The sequence below is a fragment of the Sporosarcina luteola genome (assembly GCF_023715245.1).
Taxonomy (GTDB): domain Bacteria; phylum Bacillota; class Bacilli; order Bacillales_A; family Planococcaceae; genus Sporosarcina; species Sporosarcina luteola_C.
On record NZ_JAMBNV010000001.1, the window covers coordinates 2,232,601 to 2,250,534 of the forward strand.

General features: G+C 36.5%; 14 protein-coding genes and 1 pseudogene. 3 read left to right on the top strand and 12 right to left on the bottom strand.

What is annotated here, in order from left to right; all coding sequences use genetic code 11:
- Positions 1–2 precede the first annotated feature (2 nt).
- Genes M3152_RS10840 through M3152_RS10850 form a run of 3 tightly spaced genes read right to left on the bottom strand, consistent with a single transcriptional unit; the run spans position 3 to position 3,000 of the window.
- Positions 3–926: a F510_1955 family glycosylhydrolase gene (locus tag M3152_RS10840; RefSeq protein ID WP_251695129.1), complete on the bottom strand. Its 924-nt coding sequence runs from the start codon at positions 924–926 to the stop codon at positions 3–5.
- A gap of 14 nt (positions 927–940) precedes the next feature.
- The gene (locus M3152_RS10845; protein WP_251695130.1) at positions 941–1,618 is read right to left on the bottom strand and encodes a response regulator transcription factor; all 678 of its coding nucleotides are present in this window, start codon (positions 1,616–1,618) and stop codon (positions 941–943) included.
- Between the two features lie 20 nt (positions 1,619–1,638).
- Positions 1,639–3,000: a sensor histidine kinase gene (locus M3152_RS10850; protein WP_251695131.1), complete on the bottom strand. Its 1,362-nt coding sequence runs from the start codon at positions 2,998–3,000 to the stop codon at positions 1,639–1,641.
- 209 nt (positions 3,001–3,209) lie between these two features.
- On the opposite strand from M3152_RS10850, the gene resA reads away from it, so the two are divergent.
- Positions 3,210–3,746 (top strand): thiol-disulfide oxidoreductase ResA, encoded by a 537-nt coding sequence (resA, locus tag M3152_RS10855; RefSeq protein ID WP_251695132.1) that lies wholly within the window; start codon positions 3,210–3,212, stop codon positions 3,744–3,746.
- 219 nt (positions 3,747–3,965) lie between these two features.
- On the opposite strand, the gene arsC is transcribed toward resA, so the two are convergent.
- From arsC to M3152_RS10870, 3 genes are read right to left on the bottom strand one after another with little or no spacing between them, the layout of a single operon-like run.
- Positions 3,966–4,385: an arsenate reductase (thioredoxin) gene (gene arsC, locus M3152_RS10860; RefSeq protein ID WP_251695133.1), complete on the bottom strand. Its 420-nt coding sequence runs from the start codon at positions 4,383–4,385 to the stop codon at positions 3,966–3,968.
- A 23-nt stretch (positions 4,386–4,408) separates the two neighbouring features.
- Positions 4,409–5,707, bottom strand: a complete 1,299-nt coding sequence (locus tag M3152_RS10865; RefSeq protein WP_251695134.1) for an arsenic transporter — start codon at positions 5,705–5,707, stop codon at positions 4,409–4,411.
- A gap of 15 nt (positions 5,708–5,722) precedes the next feature.
- The gene (locus M3152_RS10870; RefSeq protein ID WP_251695135.1) at positions 5,723–6,070 is read right to left on the bottom strand and encodes an ArsR/SmtB family transcription factor; all 348 of its coding nucleotides are present in this window, start codon (positions 6,068–6,070) and stop codon (positions 5,723–5,725) included.
- A 485-nt stretch (positions 6,071–6,555) separates the two neighbouring features.
- Between M3152_RS10870 and M3152_RS10875 the strand changes: the two genes are divergently transcribed.
- Positions 6,556–7,116: a TVP38/TMEM64 family protein gene (locus M3152_RS10875; protein WP_251695136.1), complete on the top strand. Its 561-nt coding sequence runs from the start codon at positions 6,556–6,558 to the stop codon at positions 7,114–7,116.
- A 378-nt stretch (positions 7,117–7,494) separates the two neighbouring features.
- Here the strand turns inward: M3152_RS10875 and M3152_RS10880 are convergent, their stop codons facing one another.
- Together M3152_RS10880 and M3152_RS10885 are read right to left on the bottom strand one after the other, a co-directional pair.
- The gene (locus tag M3152_RS10880; RefSeq protein ID WP_251695137.1) at positions 7,495–8,604 is read right to left on the bottom strand and encodes an SEC-C domain-containing protein; all 1,110 of its coding nucleotides are present in this window, start codon (positions 8,602–8,604) and stop codon (positions 7,495–7,497) included.
- Positions 8,605–8,728: 124 nt separating this feature from the next.
- On the bottom strand, positions 8,729–9,619 hold the full coding sequence (locus M3152_RS10885; RefSeq protein ID WP_251695138.1) for a tyrosine-type recombinase/integrase: 891 nt from the start codon (positions 9,617–9,619) through the stop codon (positions 8,729–8,731).
- A 158-nt stretch (positions 9,620–9,777) separates the two neighbouring features.
- Here M3152_RS10885 and M3152_RS10890 point away from each other — a divergent pair.
- A pseudogene (locus M3152_RS10890) lies at positions 9,778–10,386 on the top strand (recombinase family protein).
- Between the two features lie 542 nt (positions 10,387–10,928).
- Here M3152_RS10890 and M3152_RS10895 read toward each other — a convergent pair.
- The 4 genes from M3152_RS10895 to radC all read right to left on the bottom strand — a co-directional run bounded on the left by M3152_RS10895 (position 10,929) and on the right by radC (position 17,896).
- The gene (locus tag M3152_RS10895) at positions 10,929–12,239 is read right to left on the bottom strand and encodes a restriction endonuclease subunit S (protein ID WP_251695139.1); all 1,311 of its coding nucleotides are present in this window, start codon (positions 12,237–12,239) and stop codon (positions 10,929–10,931) included.
- Positions 12,229–13,881 carry an HsdM family class I SAM-dependent methyltransferase gene (locus tag M3152_RS10900; protein ID WP_251695140.1) on the bottom strand — a complete coding sequence of 551 codons (1,653 nt, stop codon included), beginning with the start codon at positions 13,879–13,881 and terminating at the stop codon, positions 12,229–12,231. The genes M3152_RS10895 and M3152_RS10900 overlap by 11 nt, the downstream gene beginning before the upstream one ends.
- Positions 13,869–16,916 carry a type I restriction endonuclease subunit R gene (locus M3152_RS10905; RefSeq protein ID WP_251695141.1) on the bottom strand — a complete coding sequence of 1,016 codons (3,048 nt, stop codon included), beginning with the start codon at positions 16,914–16,916 and terminating at the stop codon, positions 13,869–13,871. Before M3152_RS10905 ends, M3152_RS10900 begins: the two co-directional genes overlap by 13 nt.
- A gap of 317 nt (positions 16,917–17,233) precedes the next feature.
- Positions 17,234–17,896 carry a RadC family protein gene (radC, locus tag M3152_RS10910; protein ID WP_251695142.1) on the bottom strand — a complete coding sequence of 221 codons (663 nt, stop codon included), beginning with the start codon at positions 17,894–17,896 and terminating at the stop codon, positions 17,234–17,236.
- Positions 17,897–17,934 lie beyond the last annotated feature (38 nt).

Sequence of the window (17,934 nt, forward strand, 5' to 3'; positions counted from 1 at the left end):
TCCTACTTTAATTTTAGTAACTCTCCATTTTTAGCAAGGGTTTCCCAATTTACTCCTCTGTCTGTTGTCCTATAAATATCATTAGTAAAAGTGGCAATTACAATCTCCCGTTGATCATCTGGATTAACCGCTATATATACGATTGGTTCAATTTCGTCTGGAAGCGGAATTTCCACTTCCTCTTTTCCATCTGATACAAACGAGCTGAGCTTCACAATGTCATTCTCGTAGCTGGCATACAATCCTCCTGTTTCAGTCAACATCACAAATGTAACCACGCCCACCTCATTTAGAGGGGCAAAGCTTTCACCAAAGTCCTGTGAGAAAAACAATCCATCTTTACTCCCGATTGTAATTATTTCTTCGCGGGAAGGATGTGCTGCTAAATTCGAGATATACTCGGAATCGAAACCATTCATTGAAGCTTGCTTCCATGAACCTCCCTCATCGAGTGAATAATGAAGACCCGCCGGCATATCTTTTGTCGGCATTTCATTCAATGCATAGATGGCATTTGACTCATATCCGACTGCCATATAGTGAAAATCGATTTCACCGTAAAATGCCAATTTTTCAAAGCTCGCACCACGATCTGTACTTTTCACAAGTCCAAGTGGATTTTTAAGTTTTGAATTTGGTTCCGGATGTCCGCTTGAAAAGAAACCTTCACGTACTGCTTGGAAACCCATATAATCATGCTTTTCACTATTCGCTTCTTTCCAACCATCTTCACCATAAGCATAAAGCCCTTCATGTGTTGAAATGACCACTTCAGGACCTCCATTTATATAACCTAGACCATGTAGATGATCAATTTTACTGTTTTTCAATTCCTCAAACGCGAAGGTATCATCCTTAGTCGCATTACATGCAGACAAAAGCGTGATGATGCCCGCAATGCCAATATATTTCGCTATTTTTTTCATCATTTCAATCTCCTTTAGTTCCACTTATATCCAATTCCCCACACCGTTAATAAGAAGTCATTGATAGGGAATCCCGCAGCTTTTAATTTCTCCCTTAAATTACGGATATGCGAGTCCACTGTTCGAATATCTGTGAATGTGTTATAGTCCCAAGCGGTACGTAAAAGCTGTTCCCTAGTAAATGTCCTTTTCGGATGAGTGATTAACGCCTCAATTATATAAAATTCCTTTAAGGTCAATTGCACTTCCAAGTTATTATAATGTAATGAATAAGAATCCCGATTCAACGTGAAATCCCCATACACAGTATTGCTTCTATCGTCAGTTTCGCTTGCAGTGCGGCGTAATAATGCATTCACTCTTGCCACAAGTTCCCGCTCATCAAACGGCTTCGTGATATAATCATCAGCCCCGAATTCAAGGCCTTTTACAATATCTGCTTTGTCTGTCCTCGCTGTAAGCATAATAACCGGAATGGTTGATAGTTCCCGTATATTCTTGCACACTTCCCAACCATCCAAATCGGGCATCATCACATCCAATAGAACGATATCGACCTTTTCATCCCTTACTATTTCCAACCCTTTTTTCCCGGTATCCGCTTTTATACAGTCGAAACCATGGGGTTCCAAAAACAATTCAAGTAAATCGAGCATTCTATGCTCGTCGTCTATAAGTAAGATCGTCTGCATCTTATCAACTCCTTACCGGTTTAAATCTTTATTGTAAATCTACTCCCTTTTCCAAACTCACTTTTCACTTCTATCGAGCCTCCATGCGCTTCTACCAACTCCTTCACAATGGCAAGTCCAAGACCAGATCCCCCAAACGTTCTAGAGCGGGATTTTTCAACTCTAAAAAGCTTTTCAAAAATCATATCGATTTGCTCTTCCGGTATTCCAATTCCTTCATCTGCGATTGAAATGACAGTTTGATTTTGTACTTTGGAAATTTCAAATCTCACAGTTGTGTTTTCATTTGAATACTTTAATGCATTATCTAATAGATTCAGTACAACCTGTTCAAGTCGCACTGGATCAGCATGAATCGAAAAATCATCCTTGCATATCAAATTCAGATTTACATTCTTTAGAGCAAATGAAGGTTCGACAAGTCGATAGATATCTTTTGCAAACTTTTCGGATGAAGTATTCTCCTTAGTTACAACGAATGCCCTTTCATCCATTTTCGCCAAATCCATTAAGTTTTTCACAAGATCCTTCATGCGATTGGATTCTTCAGCAATAATCATTAGATAGCTATTTCTTTCCTCTTCGGTTAAATCATGTCGCATAGCAACTTTCAAATAGCCAATCAAATAGGTTAACGGAGTACTTAGTTCGTGTGAGATGGATGCAAGAAATTCATTCCGTTCCTTTTTCATTTTCTCCAAATCGTTGGCCAGCTTCCGAATCGCAATCGATAATTCACCAAGCTCGTCATTACCTCCTATAGGAAGGCTTACATCGAATTTCCCTTCGCTTAACTTTTCAGTTGCTTCTTTCATACGAATCAAAGGCCGAGTAAGAAATTTGGATAAAATTGTGTATATGACAAACAGGATGACGATAATCGCTCCCCCTGCCAAACCGAAATGGAAATTTAATTTTTGCACTAACCGTTCAATTGGTTCGCTACTTTGAAACATTAAAACATATCCCGAATTATTCTCATCAATCTTATATGGATGAGCGCTAATGATATAAGGTGAATCTTTCCAATCCTGTTTAATGATTCGATCATTCTGATTCGCGGAGTCTTGTAAAAATTCTAACGAAGGCAGGAGATTTTCCAATTTCGTATCAGAACTTCGGATTATTTCACCGCTCTTTCCGGTTATGACAACTCCTCTATCCCCTTCTATTTCCATTAACACGATATGCGTTATCGTCTCATCCGAATAATAGTCGATTAAGACATTTCGGTGGTTCGAACCACTTGCCAACAGGCGTGAGTATTCTTCATCCACTCTTGTATGAACGATATTTTGGTGCAAATACATCATTAGCACCGATTCAAGGACAAGGAAAGAAATAATAAAATAAGCGGCAAGCTTTTTGGATATCTTATTCATCCTTGTTAATTCTCCTCTCCTCATGAAATTAGTATAGAAAACAATTGTGAAAAAGATATGCAGAAGACGATAGTATCAGTGAATTTGTACGAATTCATGACTTCTTTGTGTCTGCACACTTTCTTCAAAGTTCTTTAGTATAGTAGTCATCATAAAGAAATCCCATCAAAAAATCCCTATTTTGTAGACATTGAAAGGAGCATTCATCATTGAGTAACAAAAAAAGAAATCGTTTTATTTTCAGGGTAATTACATTGACACTTCTGGCCGCAGCCATTGTCTTTACTATCTACTCAAATTTCGCAAAAGAGAAATTTGATGTGTTAAAGGTGGGGGATTATGCCCCGGATTTTGCGCTAGTAGATTTAGATGGAATTGAACACCAGTTATCGGAGTATAGAGGACAAGGAGTCTTTTTAAACTTTTGGGGAACTTGGTGTGCTCCATGTAAAAAGGAAATGCCTGCAATGGGGCGACAATACGAGGTATATAAAGACCAAGGAGTACAAATATTAGCCGTCAATATCGCTGAATCGGATTTTAAAGTTCGTACGTTTGCTGAACAATATGGCATGACATTCCCAACTTTAATCGATAAAACGAAAAGCGTTATGCAAGCATATAACGTCAAGCCGTTGCCTACTACTTTACTGATTAACCCTGAAGGTAAGATTGTAAGAATTATTACAGGGGAAATGTCGGAAAGTGATATTAAAGGATATATGGAAGAGATCAAGCCTAATTGATTAACTAGTTGATCGTAATTAAAAATAGCAAAGAAAGCCACACCTGAATTCACATCAACTTTAATCTGTATAAATAAAGGCTTGTTTGTACCTCGTTCTTTAATTTCCATCGTCAATAAAGTATCGTTGTTTTGCAAACATACATACTTCGAACTCCTTTGTTATAATTGTTCAATATAAAAGGATAGCCATGGTGTGAATCCACAGCTATCCTTTTATTTATTCACCAGTTTTAGCGAAATGTTCAATCCGAGCGCCAATTTCATCGCGTACACGCTGGAAGAACGCCCATTTTTCTTCATCCGTTCCTTCTGCTTTCGCAGGGTCATCAAATCCCCAATGTGCACGTTTTACATGTGGGGGTGTCATCGGACACTTATCAGCAGCATCTCCGCAAAGCGTAACGACGAAATCTGCATTATTCAGGATTTGTGGATCGATAATATCCGAAGTTTGTTTTGAAATGTCGACGCCAGCCTCATTCATGGCTTTAATAGCATTCGGATTGACTCCGTGTGCTTCAATTCCTGCACTGAGAACTTGCCATTCTTCACCAAGATACTTTTTGCCCCATCCCTCGGCCATTTGGCTACGGCATGAGTTACCTGTACATAAGAAATAAAGTGTTTTTTTCGACATAATGAAAATCCCCTTTTAGTGTATTAGTGTATAATCGATAGCCATAGATACAGGCCAATTAGAGTAATTAAGAGTGTAGGAATTGTTAAGATAATACCGGTTTTAAAATAAGTACCCCAAGATATTTTTACACCTTTTTGGGATAGGACATGTAGCCACAATAAAGTCGCCAATGAACCGATGGGTGTAATTTTCGGACCTAAATCTGAACCGATGACATTCGCATAAATTAAAGCTTCGCGAATCGTCCCTGTAGTATTCGTATCTGCAATGGCTAGGGCATTGATCATTACAGTTGGCATATTATTCATGATAGACGATAAAATTGCCGCAATAAAGCCCATGGAAATAGTACCTATAAACAAGCCTTGATCTGCTGCCACTTGAATAAGATCACCTAGCACACTTGTCAGACCAACATTCCGCAATCCATAAACGACTACGTACATCCCAACTGAGAAGAATACGATGGACCAAGGTGCTCCTTTTAGTACTTGTTTCGTGTGAACAGCTGGGCTTCTTTGTCCCATAATCATAAAGAATATAGCCATGACTCCAGCAACGATTGATACAGGAAGCCCCGTAATTCCACTTGTAAAATACCCAATAAGCAAAATACCTAATACGACCCAGGAAAGCCGAAACATCTTACTATCTTTTACTGCATCCTTCGGTTCTTTTAAATCAGACACTTTATAGTCTTTCGGGATATCCTTACGGAAGAATAAAAACAGCACTAAAATACTCGCAACTAAGGCAAATAAATTGGGAACTATCATCCGGGATGCATACTCGACAAATCCGATGCCGAAAAAGTCTGCTGAAACAATATTGACCAAGTTACTCACAACTAATGGCAACGAAGTCGTATCAGCAATAAAACCACTGGCAATGATGAATGGAAAGATCATCTTTTCACTGAATTTCAAATTTCGTACCATCGCAAGCACAATTGGAGTTAAAATAAGTGCAGCCCCATCGTTTGCGAACAAGGCAGCAACGATCGCCCCAAGAATACTGACATAAACAAACATGCGAATACCGCTACCTTTGGCTAATCTCGCCATATGTAACGCAGACCACTCGAAGAAACCGATTTCGTCCAAGATTAATGAGATGATAATGATGGCGACGAATGCAAGCGTAGCATTCCAAACAATTCCCGTTACATCAATAACATCATTAAAATCAACTACTCCTACTAACAAAGCGATGATCGCACCAATACAGGCAGACCATCCGATCGATAAATTTCTAGGCTGCCAAATCACAAAAATAAGTGTGATTATAAAAATCAATGACGCGATAATAACTGAACCCAACGTACCTTCTCCTCCTTATTGACAACAAACACGAAGTCCTTGTGCTTCCAGATCAGCGATTGATGCATTCTGCTCCGGAAGATGCTCAAGTATGCTTTGAATAAACGGAAAATCTTCATGACTTTCATTTATCGAAAAGAAAACCCATTGTCCTCTGCGTTCTTCTTTAACTAATTCAATATCCCTTAGTTTCCGCAAGTGTTGGCTGATTGCCGGCTGACTCATTTTAAAAATCTCGACAAATTCGCATACACAGCATTCATGTGACTGGAGTAATTTCATCATCGTCAAACGTGTCCGATCTCCAAGCAGTTTTAAAAGCTGTGATGCTCGCTGCATATCAATCGTTACATCCGTATTCATATGCGATCTCCACCTTTCCGCAATTATTATATAATCATATGCTTATATAAGCAAGTGGATGTTTTTTTGAACTAGAGAAATTAAATAAGGTGCTTTGTTCTAAACAATTCCACATTGTTTAGGATTGCCGCTAATTTCCCCTTGATTGATTTGTCTTTTATAAGAATTTCTGATGACATTATCTACCATTCCTTAATAGCAAAAGATTTTACAATCAACCGTTCTATACTCATTCAACATAATTCATAATCTCTATCAACCTCAAAGTCACACTTTCTTTTTATCTCCACTTATAACCGATACTGTTAACAATAGGAGTACCAGCTGTCCTGAATTTCTCCCTCAAATTCCGTATATGTGAATCTACTGTTCGAATGTCAGCCTCAGCATTATACTCGCAAGCTACCATAAAATGTTGTTCCCGTGTATACATTGGCCGTATTAAATCAGATATACTATAGCTAAAATGACTTAAAGGAACTATTATGGATCAATTATTTTTAGATATTGTACAAAATGAAAGACCTTTCGCATGGCTTTATCAATTTTTTTTGATGGTACTCGTTTCAATGATTCCCTTTGCGCCAATTCCGGTACTAGCTGCATACATTGCAAGTAAACATGCGTTTTTTCCTGGTCTGGCAATTAACATGCTCGGAACAACGCTAGGGGCCTTCCTTTTATTTCTCTTAAGTAAAAGCTTACTGCGCCAAGTCGCACTAAAATATTTAACAAAGAGGCAGTATTTAACGAAATACCTTGCTCTAATTGAAAAAAACGGATTTTTAGCTGTACTGCTCGGTCGCATCATTCCAATTTTACCTTCTGCGGGCATTAATTTAATTGCAGGTATATCTAATGTAAATCTTGGTGCCTTTATCGCTGCAACATTTTTAGGCAAGCTACCAATCATACTATCCTTTTCACTTGCAGGTCATCAAATAGCAGCAGGCAATTGGGATACTGTATTTATTGTTGCTCTCTTTGTACTCGCACTATTTTTATTCGGGAAAAAATTGAAGCGAAAGTGGAGCCAAAAAACCTAGTCAACAAAAAATAAGGACTACTCCTTCTTTGAACAAATTGTTTAATGATTTGGGTTTTACATAACATTGCTCACTACATTCCCCCTGGCTTAAGATGTATTTCATTGATTCAACTTAATAAAGCTGAAAATAGATACTCGACTAAAAAGTATAGTTCGTAATTGTACACATTAACGAACACTGTGTTTGATATGAAATGCATTATTAAAATCAGTTCGTAAATATATAAAAACACTTTTCGAACGTTCACTCGGTTATTTGCGCCTTTCTGAACGGTATTGTTAACTATAGGAAAACAACTCAAAATGCAAAAGCTCCTAATCGCGCATTTTATGACTATCCACACTCATTATTTTTAGGCATAAAAAAAGCATCTTTTCAGATGCTTTTAGTAAATAAGTTGAATTTAAAATAGTTTTGTTCTAACTCTAATTTAAACTTTTCTAAAATATCTAAAGACGAAGCAAAGCTTCTTAATAAAGATTCCTCCTCCTTTTCAGTCATCGCCTCTACTAGCTCGGGACTAAAAAATACGTTTTCTGTATATTCTATAATTAAGAAATTCAAATGACTCACAAGTTCTTCATTAGTCAATGACTCTAATTGATCAAAATAATCTTTATAAACACTTTCATCTTCTACCAGATACGAGATAATGATGTTAGTTCCACTTTCAATTGGATATACATTTACATATATCGAAGGCATTTTATCGACACTTTTATCGAAATATATATCATTTATTTGCTTTCCCTTATAATCATATTGCACAGTAAACGCAGAACTTGTAGCAAACCCAATTTCAAAGTCTAATTTTCTATATACAGTTCTCAAACCGTTGAAATTCCTATCCAAATAATCTTTCTTAAAAGAATTATAGTCCTTGGAATAGTCTTCAAAGTCCAGTAAAGCAGTTCTATAAAAGTTTACTGACATCGGGTCTAGTGTAGCGCTTGGAAAACTTTTGAAGTTATCACGTAATTGATTGAGCACACGAATTTTTCGGTGGTATTCAAGAGTAAGAGACCTGAATGCGAATAAGTAATTTTCTATTGGTTCTTGTGAGTAGTCTTTAAGTTCAATAGGTTTAAAAATTTCAGTGTCATGATAATCACAAAAACCAAAAAATTTACTGGCTTTATTCCTACTAATTTTTTTCAAAATGGGATATGGACCGCTTTTTGTCAGCTTACTTCCTATATGGTAGAGATGGCCGTCTTTACTTATTCGGTTTAAAACCCTATTATTTTGAATTGAATGGGCGCCTTTTATTAATGGTTTACATTTCTCTTTATCAAAACCGAAACAAACCTCAAAATCAGCATCTTCCCACCTTTGCTGTGCCATGTGGTTAAGACGGTCATCTGAGTGACTTAATTCTTCGCGCTTTTTATGCATTTCTTCTCTCGCTCTTTGATAACAACAAAACTTATACTTCTTATCTGAACCACATGGACATCGTTCATACGGGTCTATTTTTAATTCCAATTTGCTCACCTCTCATTGACAAAGTTCGTCATAAAAGGTAAAAATCCTTTTTTATTACTTCAAAACTAACTCTAATATTGATCTAATATTGATTTAAGTTTATTCCTATTATTATAGGCGATTTTTAGAGGTATTTGTCCACTGTGGAATCCGATACTTCGAGATAGTGCTTGTCAAGCGTCTCCAACGAACGGTGTCCGGTCTGTTTTGCAATTGTCGCAAGGTCAGCTCCTGCCGAGTGCATGGAGAGTACCTGCGTCTTACGAAAATTGTATGGAGCATAACCCGACCACTTCTTCAATCGCTTCCGATAAGCGGTTTCTGATATTAGGCTGCTCTCATAAATCCCCTTTTGGTTAACACGACCGACAAAGTAATCGCTAGCTATTAAATCATATTCCTCGATGTAATCCTGAACAGCTTGAACAGTTTCAAGATTCAACCGCTTATTGTGCCACATGCCTTGTTTCTTAAGGGGAACGCTTACCATCGGAGCATCAAAGTCAAAGTGTTCGACTTTCAACCGAACCATTTCACTTGGACGGTTCGCTGTCGTTAAATTAACTAGGCAGATTGCTTTGGCTCTTGTGTCTAGCTGTCTGATTCTCGCCAAAAGAAAATCTTTATTGAGTGGGGACTTGCCCTTCACATGCAAGAGGTCCATTTTATCTTCACCATTGTAAAGCTTTCGAAGCGAACTAATTTTCTTTCGGTCTTCTTCCTCGAATGTAATTCCATAAGTGACAGTCAAATACTTCCGAATGGCAACAACCCGTTTTTCCCATGTCGTTTTTTTCACCCGTTCAGTTTCAACGGCATAATTCAAATAATGGAGGAAGGACTGAACATTTTCCGCTCTATCTGTTTCTGAACAAAATTTACAGAAGGAACGAATGTCACTTGCATAGGAGGCAGGGATCTGTTTTTCAATCTGTTCAATTTTTTGTTCCAACTCAAAATCCTGTCTCTTGTTTTCAAAATCCTTCGAATACACGACGTTTCCTTTTGATTCCAATTTTTAACCCCCTACCAAATTTAATCGACCAATATTTTCCTACCTTTATTCTAACACACTGGTTACGATAATGAAGTAATCTCGTAACCACTTTTATTAAATTTAAAACGTGATAATTGTCACTTTTAGAAACAAAAGCTCTAAATGATCTTGAAACAATAAAATCAAGTTTTGTTTGCGTTAGCGCAAAAGATAAAAATGAAAATCGGCAGATTAAATCAATGATAGAAACCGGAATTGATAATCGAGATATTTTCGAAGATAAACAATCGGGGAAAAACTTTAATCGAGAAAATTATCATTTAATGAAGTGAATGTTGAGGAAAGGTGATACTCTTTATATTCACTCACTTGATCGTTTTGGCCGAAATAAAGAATACATTTTAAATGAATGGAGAGAGCTTACTAAGGAAATCGGTGCTGATATGGTAGTTTTAGATATGCCTCTGTTAGATATAACGAAACATAAGGACAGTATCGGAACATTTATTTCTGATCTCATTCTACAGGTTCTTTCTTGGATTACGGAAGATGAACGGGGACGGATTCGAAAGCGACAACGTGAAGGAATCGATTCAGCCCTTGCAAATGGCGTAAAGTTTGGACGCCCATCAATAGAAATAACTGAGGAATTCATTCAGGCTTATGATAAATGGCAGGCTGGGGAAATTACAGCAGTTAAAGCGATGGAGAAAGCAGAAATGAAGAAAACTTCCTTTTATAAAATGGTTAAGATGTATGAAATGACACTAAGTATCAAACAATAACAACACTCCAAACAGACTACAATTAAGGAATATCTCTCCCCTTTACAGAATCATGGTTTGTATATAATTAATACCATTGAAATATGCCCGCCCGGTCGAATTAATAGGCCTCCTGACAAATGAAAAACCCTTCTCGATCTGATCGGTTTTTTCATTACAAAAATACATTTTCATAAAACCTCATTTAATCCATCAAAAATTAATTGTAATCGGAAGTTCTTCAAATAGCTTAGATACAGTCACTTATATTCAAATGAATTACAAAATATTTCACCCCTCCCTTAATATCATTAAAACAGGAATGTATGCCTTTTCGGAATGATTCTTCTATGATTTAAAAATAACTCCCCGACAAAAAAATAGTCGGGGAACTTTTTTTATTCAAGATAACCAACGTGATTGATTCATTCTAGGATTTTATCGACTTCATAGACCACAAAACAATCCAAACCTACACCGTTCACACAAATTTTTTCAAACGCCTTTTAAAAAATATGTTGGTATTAGCCAGAGTTTTGGGAAGGGCGCATCACCCCCTAGGATTAGTGGCTATTAATTTCATCTTTATCGACTGTAATTTGTCCATTCATAAGCATCGGCAATAGCCAGTCACGGAGTCTGGTTAATTGAGAATTCTCCTCAGCACATAATTCAATTCTCGTTCTATAGGGAGAAACAAGTTTTGCAAATTCTCCTAATATGTCTTGTGCGTTATCAGACGGTAATGTAATACAAAGTTCCTTAATCCCACGGACATTAAGGCTTCCAAAGAACGAGCCTGTATCAGCATTTATTTTAATTTGTGCTGATACATCTCTGCTAGTCATAAAATAATACAAAAATACAGCTGGAATATCTCTTGGACGAATTGCCGTCATATTTCTACCTATACCAGCTTTTAAATTTGCTGGAATACGAGCCACAGAACCTACTCGACCAGCATTAGTAATAACCAAATCACCTTCATTTACCTCTATGCGAGATGTCCATAATTCGTACATTTCTTTTGATACATAATATTTGTTGCTTAAGTTAACAAGTCCATGCTCTACTAAATTTTCTAATTGTAATAAAAAGTATTGTTCTGCCTCAAACTCAAGCGGAGGCTTTGCTGAATGCAAACAATCAATTACTTCACAATGTTTCGGCAGCGGGCTAACTTCCCACCCATTCGGTATTTCCCTCTTCAATCGCTCATTCCATACCATTTTCCCGCCTGATGAACGGTACGGTTTGCCTTCAACATTAGGAAAGTCAAATTGCACAAACCAGTACTCATATATAATTTTCGTCATTTCTTCAAGTTCAGTAATGATCAGGTTATTGAGTAGAATTTTTTGTTCAAGCATCCACAACAAAGCTGCATTATTTTGCTGCACAGTTAGATCGGGTAAAAACACATTAACATCATATATACGGTCGGGAGATGTATGTTTGACTTTAGTTCCAGATGCTGTATCGCGAATTTGCTTTCGCACAGACCGAGTCATGAACAAATAGTACAAAAATTGCTTGTCAACAATATCATCGTTCCAAGAGATAAGACCTATTCGTTGATTGTGTAGATATATATTATTTTCTGGAATAATAGCTGTACTTCCAAGTAATCCTTCTGCTTGTTCAGTCATTGCAACTATAAGATCACCTTCAGAGCATAGGTATTCTTCTGGAAAATCAGAGACGTAAAATTTTTCCTTACCAATAGTTCTCTTGAATCCCCCACTTTCATAGAAATTTCCTGGAGTTAGCACAACGTATTTTCCATTCGTTGAAAAAAATTCTCCCAAGAAAGGGAATCCATGTTTCACCTTTAGTAAATCTCCCATTTTATACGGAGTTAGTTTAACTTTCATATTTCATCAGTCCTAATTGCTTCTTTATCTCATCTTCCAACTCTCGTCCATCAGCAAACATACTTTCAAGTCTTGACTTAAATCTTACCATCTTATCATCAAAATTTTTCTGTGACATTTCAACATACTCTATTTTTATATCAAAATATTGTCCAGCTGAGAAGGATAACTTTTTGGCTTCAATATCCGAGTAATCTACCGCAACGCAGAAATCATCTTCTGGTTTAACCGAGTTAAATGTATCAATGATTGTACTGATTTCCTCTGTACTTAGTACCGTTTTCTGGTTTTTGCCGTCTTCCTTGACCTTTGTACCCAATTTAGAAGCATCCATCAAAACAACTTTTCCCTCTGTATTCTCGCGGTCAATGAATAGGATGGATACATTAGTGCCTGTAGTGGCGAAGATATTAGAGGGCATAGAGATAACGCCTCTCAACATTCGATTATCCACCAAGTGCTGACGAATTTTCTTTTGTATACCCGAACCAGCGGTCAAAAAGCCAGTAGGTACGACAACAGCGGCTTTGCCCTTTTTACCCAGAGAATAGATTATGTGCTGTAAAAACATCAGATAAATCGCCATTTTGCTTTTATCCTTTTTGGGGATATTCGACACACCTGCAAAGAACCGCTTCTGATACTTCTCTCCTGCTAATGAGTCCCTGGTTTCGCTGAAATCAACATTGAAAGGAGGATTACTAACAATGTAATCAAATGTCATTAACCCATCTTTTCTTCGGTTTAGATGCTTAGGATTGAGTAGTGTATCTTCATGTACCACATTGGGTAGGGAATGAACAAGATTATTCAGAATCAAGTTTAGGCGCAAGAATTCATTTGATTTCTGGGATATATCCTGTGTATAGATGGCACATCTACTTTCACCAATTTCATGGGCAAGGGCCAGCACCAATGTGCCAGATCCTGCAGCTGGATCATATACTGTTACGTTCTGCACCTCTCCCGGTATCATAATTTTCGCTATGATACTTGCAATAGAATGAGGCGTGTAATATTCCGCATACTTTCCAAAATCCTTGTTATAATCCTTTATAAGATATTCAAAAATAGTGGCAAAGAAATCATACTTCTGACCAAATACGCTATCAAAGCTGCAGTTTGCAAGCTTGTCAATTATAGCGCGACAGAAGTTAGCTTTTTTCTCCTCTTCAATTACAAATTGTGAAAGTGCATCGAACAGACGGATTTTTGATTGACCACCTGTCTGCACTGAAAATATCGCAATATTGAAATTAGCTATATCAATTAGGGTATCATCAAACAATATATGAAAATCTTCTTGATTTTTCCGATTAAATAAATATGATATAAAATGCTCCCTCTTTAGTTTTGCCGTAGCGCCACCAAAATTTAACAGCATTAATTCATAGTCATCCTCTGACATCTCGTTCATAGCAACTTCTATTTCTGTAGTTGTCATCTTTGAAAATCGCTGGATAACTTGTCTTGCTTCAAATATGAATTTATCATTAAGAAACTTATATAGAAAAGCCTCGGTAATTATTTTGTACTCACTGCTAGCATTACCAAGTCCATAATTTGTACAGATAGCTTTAAGGTCATCTATCATTTTTTTAGTTTGTGTAGTTATATCTGAAAGCTGCATTAGCTGACCCAATTCCCTTCACCGAAATATTCATTTGAAATACAAGTGCCTACATACTTAATCTGTGAGATTGTAACTGGTATTCCATTTACATTTAATTCCTGCGTTATTAATGGAAACATATCTTGCAAGAAATAAGGCTCATTATCTAGCAACCTCTCATTGGCAAGGATACGACCATCTATTTGATGTTTAAGTGACAATAATACTTTGTACAAGACAATATCAGATCCTAGAGGTGACGGTGTTTCTTTTAGCCGTTTATGCGTTCTCATAAATTTAGGATCATTTTCATATTTTGCAGTAAGCATATGATCCGCAAGATTCCTCTTTTCTGTTACTTTTCGAATACGGTCTAGTTCGGCTATATTTTCCATCATTTCTTCGGCATTAAGTTCTTCTATATGCTTTTTACTTAATAGCCTCTGAAGTTCCTCCAGCAATGTAACATACTCTGGATCTTTAGGGTCGAGATTACGCTGCATTTCCCGGCGAGTTCGTTCAAGGCTATCTCTGAATTTATCTGCAATTACAAGTTCATCTTCTGAAATCTTTTTAAACTGGAAGTCAATCTCTTCTAAGGCCATATTCAGTATAGAACTCATGTCCTCAACATTTTGAAGATTCTGCTTTAGGCTGATTAAATTAATACGGTTTACTACTTCATTATATAGGGTATTAATATTTTCTAATTCGAATTCTTCAGAAAGCTCCTCGTAATCGAATAATTTGGCTATATTATACAACTCCTTGTATAATTCCATTGCATGTCGGAGTTCTATCAATGTCGCCTTATTATCTAGAGCGGATATCTGTTGTGAAAATACTTCTGCATTAGATGTATTAAATAGAAATAATTTTTCTGCAATCAGCTGTAAATCTTTCTGAATCTCTTCTTGAGTTTTAAAAATATTTTCATATTGCTTGAATTCATCACCAAGTTCTGCTTGTAATTCATCAAAATAAGCTTTGTTGGTCTTATCAAATTCAGCACGTATGTCTGCAAAATCCACAACAAATCCAAATCGAAAATTCCGGTATGGACGATTAACACGGGTTAACGCCTGCAACAAGGAATGATCTTTGATAACACGTCCAAGGTACAATTTTTTCAAACGGGGTGCATCAAAGCCTGTTAACAACATATTGAAAACAATAATAAAATCGATTTTTCCTTTTTTAAAGTCATTTCGATACTGCTTACGTGTATCTTTATCATCCTCATCATGAAGAATAAGTGCTGATGAGAAAGTAGATTTCTTCATTTCTTCAAACACTGCTCTTGCCTGTTCTGATGAGTCACAAACAATCATACCGCCAATTGTGGAATCATTATATAAGATTGTACTCTTGGCAAAGTCTGTTGCAATATACTGCACAAGTTCCTTTACATATTTGGGATGTGCATATAATTCCTTCTTTGAAATAGACCCCTTCAATGTTTCTATTTCATCTAAGGCTGACTCCATCCTCTTTCTGTAGGTCGTAGCTATACCCTCACGGATGAGTCTTAAAGTATAGCGGTCTGCAATTGAACGATTATAATAATATTTATGAATGTACGCACCAAAGACATCTTTTGAATCATAGCCTTTTCCTTTAATTGGCATGCCCGTTTCATCGTCATATATTGTCCCTATTAAGGGTGTACCTGTAAGGGCAATCATAACGGCATCACGATCTGAAGCAAGAAGATTAGATAAGAATGACCCAGTAGGCTTATAACTTCGGTGTGCTTCATCAAGGAAGTATATTCTTTGTACATTAACATTATAATCTGATGTTTTTGCAACTGATTCCTTTGAAAATTTCTGTATATTTAGTACCGTGATAGTATCAAGACCAGTATTATTCTTCGTGCCTGTTGTACTGATATTTGAAATAAAATCCTCTTTCGAATTTATTTCGTCTACAAATAGTCCACGAGCACGGAATTCATCTGCTGCCTGTGTGAGTAAGTCAAGTCTGTCAACCACAAAATAGAACTTAGCTATAATGTTTTGGCGCTGATAATAATCTTTTAGATAGCGAACATTATAGTATGCTAATGCAGTTTTACCACTACCTTGGGTATGCCAAATAATACCGTGTTTTATACCAGAGTTCAATTTTTGTTCAATTGCCTTTGTTGCAAATATCTGAGGATATCTCATTATGTGTTTTTCAAGCGTTGTTATTCCATCATCATCTGTTTTCTCAACATAAGCTATAGCATACTTTAATATCATCATAATGCGGTCATGTGAAAATATTGAAGTTATAATTCTATTGGTTGGAGAAACAATGGAAAGATTAGTCGCATATTCCTGCATATTTTTGATAGATACGAGATTCGTGTCCTTTAGTATAAAACTTTCATTCTTCGAGTCAATGGGTTTTACTTTGTTAAAGATTGCAGTATCTTCTTCTCTAAAATGACTAAAAAATAACTTCTTATAATTACTTGTAGCATAGAAAGCGCCTTCTAAAGGAACAGCCTCATTATCGTCATACTCACTGTTATTTGAAAACACCATAAGTTGCGTAATATTAACGAATCTCTTGAATTTCCTATTTTTAAATCTTTTATTTATTCGTGTATACTCGGCTTGAATACCATCCTTGTTATTAGGTTTCTTAACCTCAATAAAAGAAAGCGGTAAGCCATTAATTAAAACTATTATGTCTGGTCGAAACTCATCACTTCCATTCTTATAGGTCAATTCTGTAACAACTTGATATATATTTCCAATTCCGTTCACAGTAGAAAAATCAATTAGTTTTAAGCCATTATAACCAGAAAGAAGCATGTTATAAAATGCTTTTCCAAGATCATCTCCAGAAAGAATAATTTTCATTTCCTCAATAATTTTATGGATGTCTGCCACAGAAAGATTTGTCTTATTAATCCTGTTTATGGCATCTCGAAATACATCAACAAAAATATTGGTATCTCCGTCAATCCTACCTCTATAATTCTTGAGCGAAACATACTCATATCCTAATCGTGTAAAGTGAACTAAAGCTGGTATCTTTACACGAGAATCTTCATTATGTGGAGCGATCATGGATGCATAACTCCTTTCATTCAAAATTATTATTTTCAATCAATTCTAACAAAAAATCTAAAATGTCCTACACTTTGCAATCTAATTATTGCAGATTTTTAATGGTATCAAGCGAAAGAGTCTTATTTGTTTAGTATATCTATATAAGTCTATTCTACCATAAAACAAAAGACGTTTTGTACAGTTCTATTACAATAATTGTAAAGTTCATCAACACATTTATTTTCCATTGAAAATACATCTAGGTTTTTTCCGTCTCTTCTATCGGTATTAAAAAAGACAGGGTGCATAAATTGCTATGCCCCCTGTCCTTATGTTTAGAAGTAACTTTTTTCCTTCAAACTTATAAAGCTATGATCTCCGATGATGAGGTGATCAATTAACTCCACCCCCATTACACTTCCAGCCTCAGCCAATCTCTTCGTAACTTCAATATCTTCAGGCGAAGGATCAGCCCTTCCACTAGGATGATTATGGAAACAAATTATTGAAGCTGCACTCTGCTTAACAGCTTCCTTGTAAATCTCTCTAGGGTGAACTATCGATGAATTTAGTGAACCAATAAAAATGGTTTTCTTATGAAGCACTTCATTCTTTACATTCAAAAAGATGACTACGAAATGTTCTTGTGTCAGATTCGTCATCTCAGCCATCATATAGGCCGCTGCATCTTCTGGTGAACGGATAACGTATCGTGTGTCTGCTTTTCCTGCTGAACGCATCTTTCGTGCAATCAGCATCCCTGAATGAACTCTAAGAGCTTCATTGTGTGTCATACCTTCCTCTTTTAATTCTGTTACTGTCATATCAACCAACTCTCTAACACCTCGTGCAGCCAGTCGTCCAGTAAATTCCGGTTTCGCAGATGGACCAATTAAGACAGCCAGAATATCCTGTAATTCAATAACACTTTCAGAACCGACTGCATTGTAAGTTGATACTGCTTCGCGAGCAGATGTAATATATTTTATCGTTGTCATTTTAGTTGTCCTTTCTCACACAAAAGCAAGTGCCGAGC

Coding starts and splice junctions, on each gene's coding strand:
- M3152_RS10840 (WP_251695129.1), bottom strand. CDS start 926: ATGAAAAAAATAGCGAAATATATTGGCATTGCGGGCATCATCACGCTT.
- M3152_RS10845 (WP_251695130.1), bottom strand. CDS start 1,618: ATGCAGACGATCTTACTTATAGACGACGAGCATAGAATGCTCGATTTA.
- M3152_RS10850 (WP_251695131.1), bottom strand. CDS start 3,000: ATGAATAAGATATCCAAAAAGCTTGCCGCTTATTTTATTATTTCTTTC.
- arsC (WP_251695133.1), bottom strand. CDS start 4,385: ATGTCGAAAAAAACACTTTATTTCTTATGTACAGGTAACTCATGCCGT.
- M3152_RS10870 (WP_251695135.1), bottom strand. CDS start 6,070: ATGAATACGGATGTAACGATTGATATGCAGCGAGCATCACAGCTTTTA.
- M3152_RS10875 (WP_251695136.1), top strand. CDS start 6,556: ATGGATCAATTATTTTTAGATATTGTACAAAATGAAAGACCTTTCGCA.
- M3152_RS10895 (WP_251695139.1), bottom strand. CDS start 12,239: ATGAAAGTTAAACTAACTCCGTATAAAATGGGAGATTTACTAAAGGTG.
- M3152_RS10905 (WP_251695141.1), bottom strand. CDS start 16,916: ATGATCGCTCCACATAATGAAGATTCTCGTGTAAAGATACCAGCTTTA.
- radC (WP_251695142.1), bottom strand. CDS start 17,896: ATGACAACGATAAAATATATTACATCTGCTCGCGAAGCAGTATCAACT.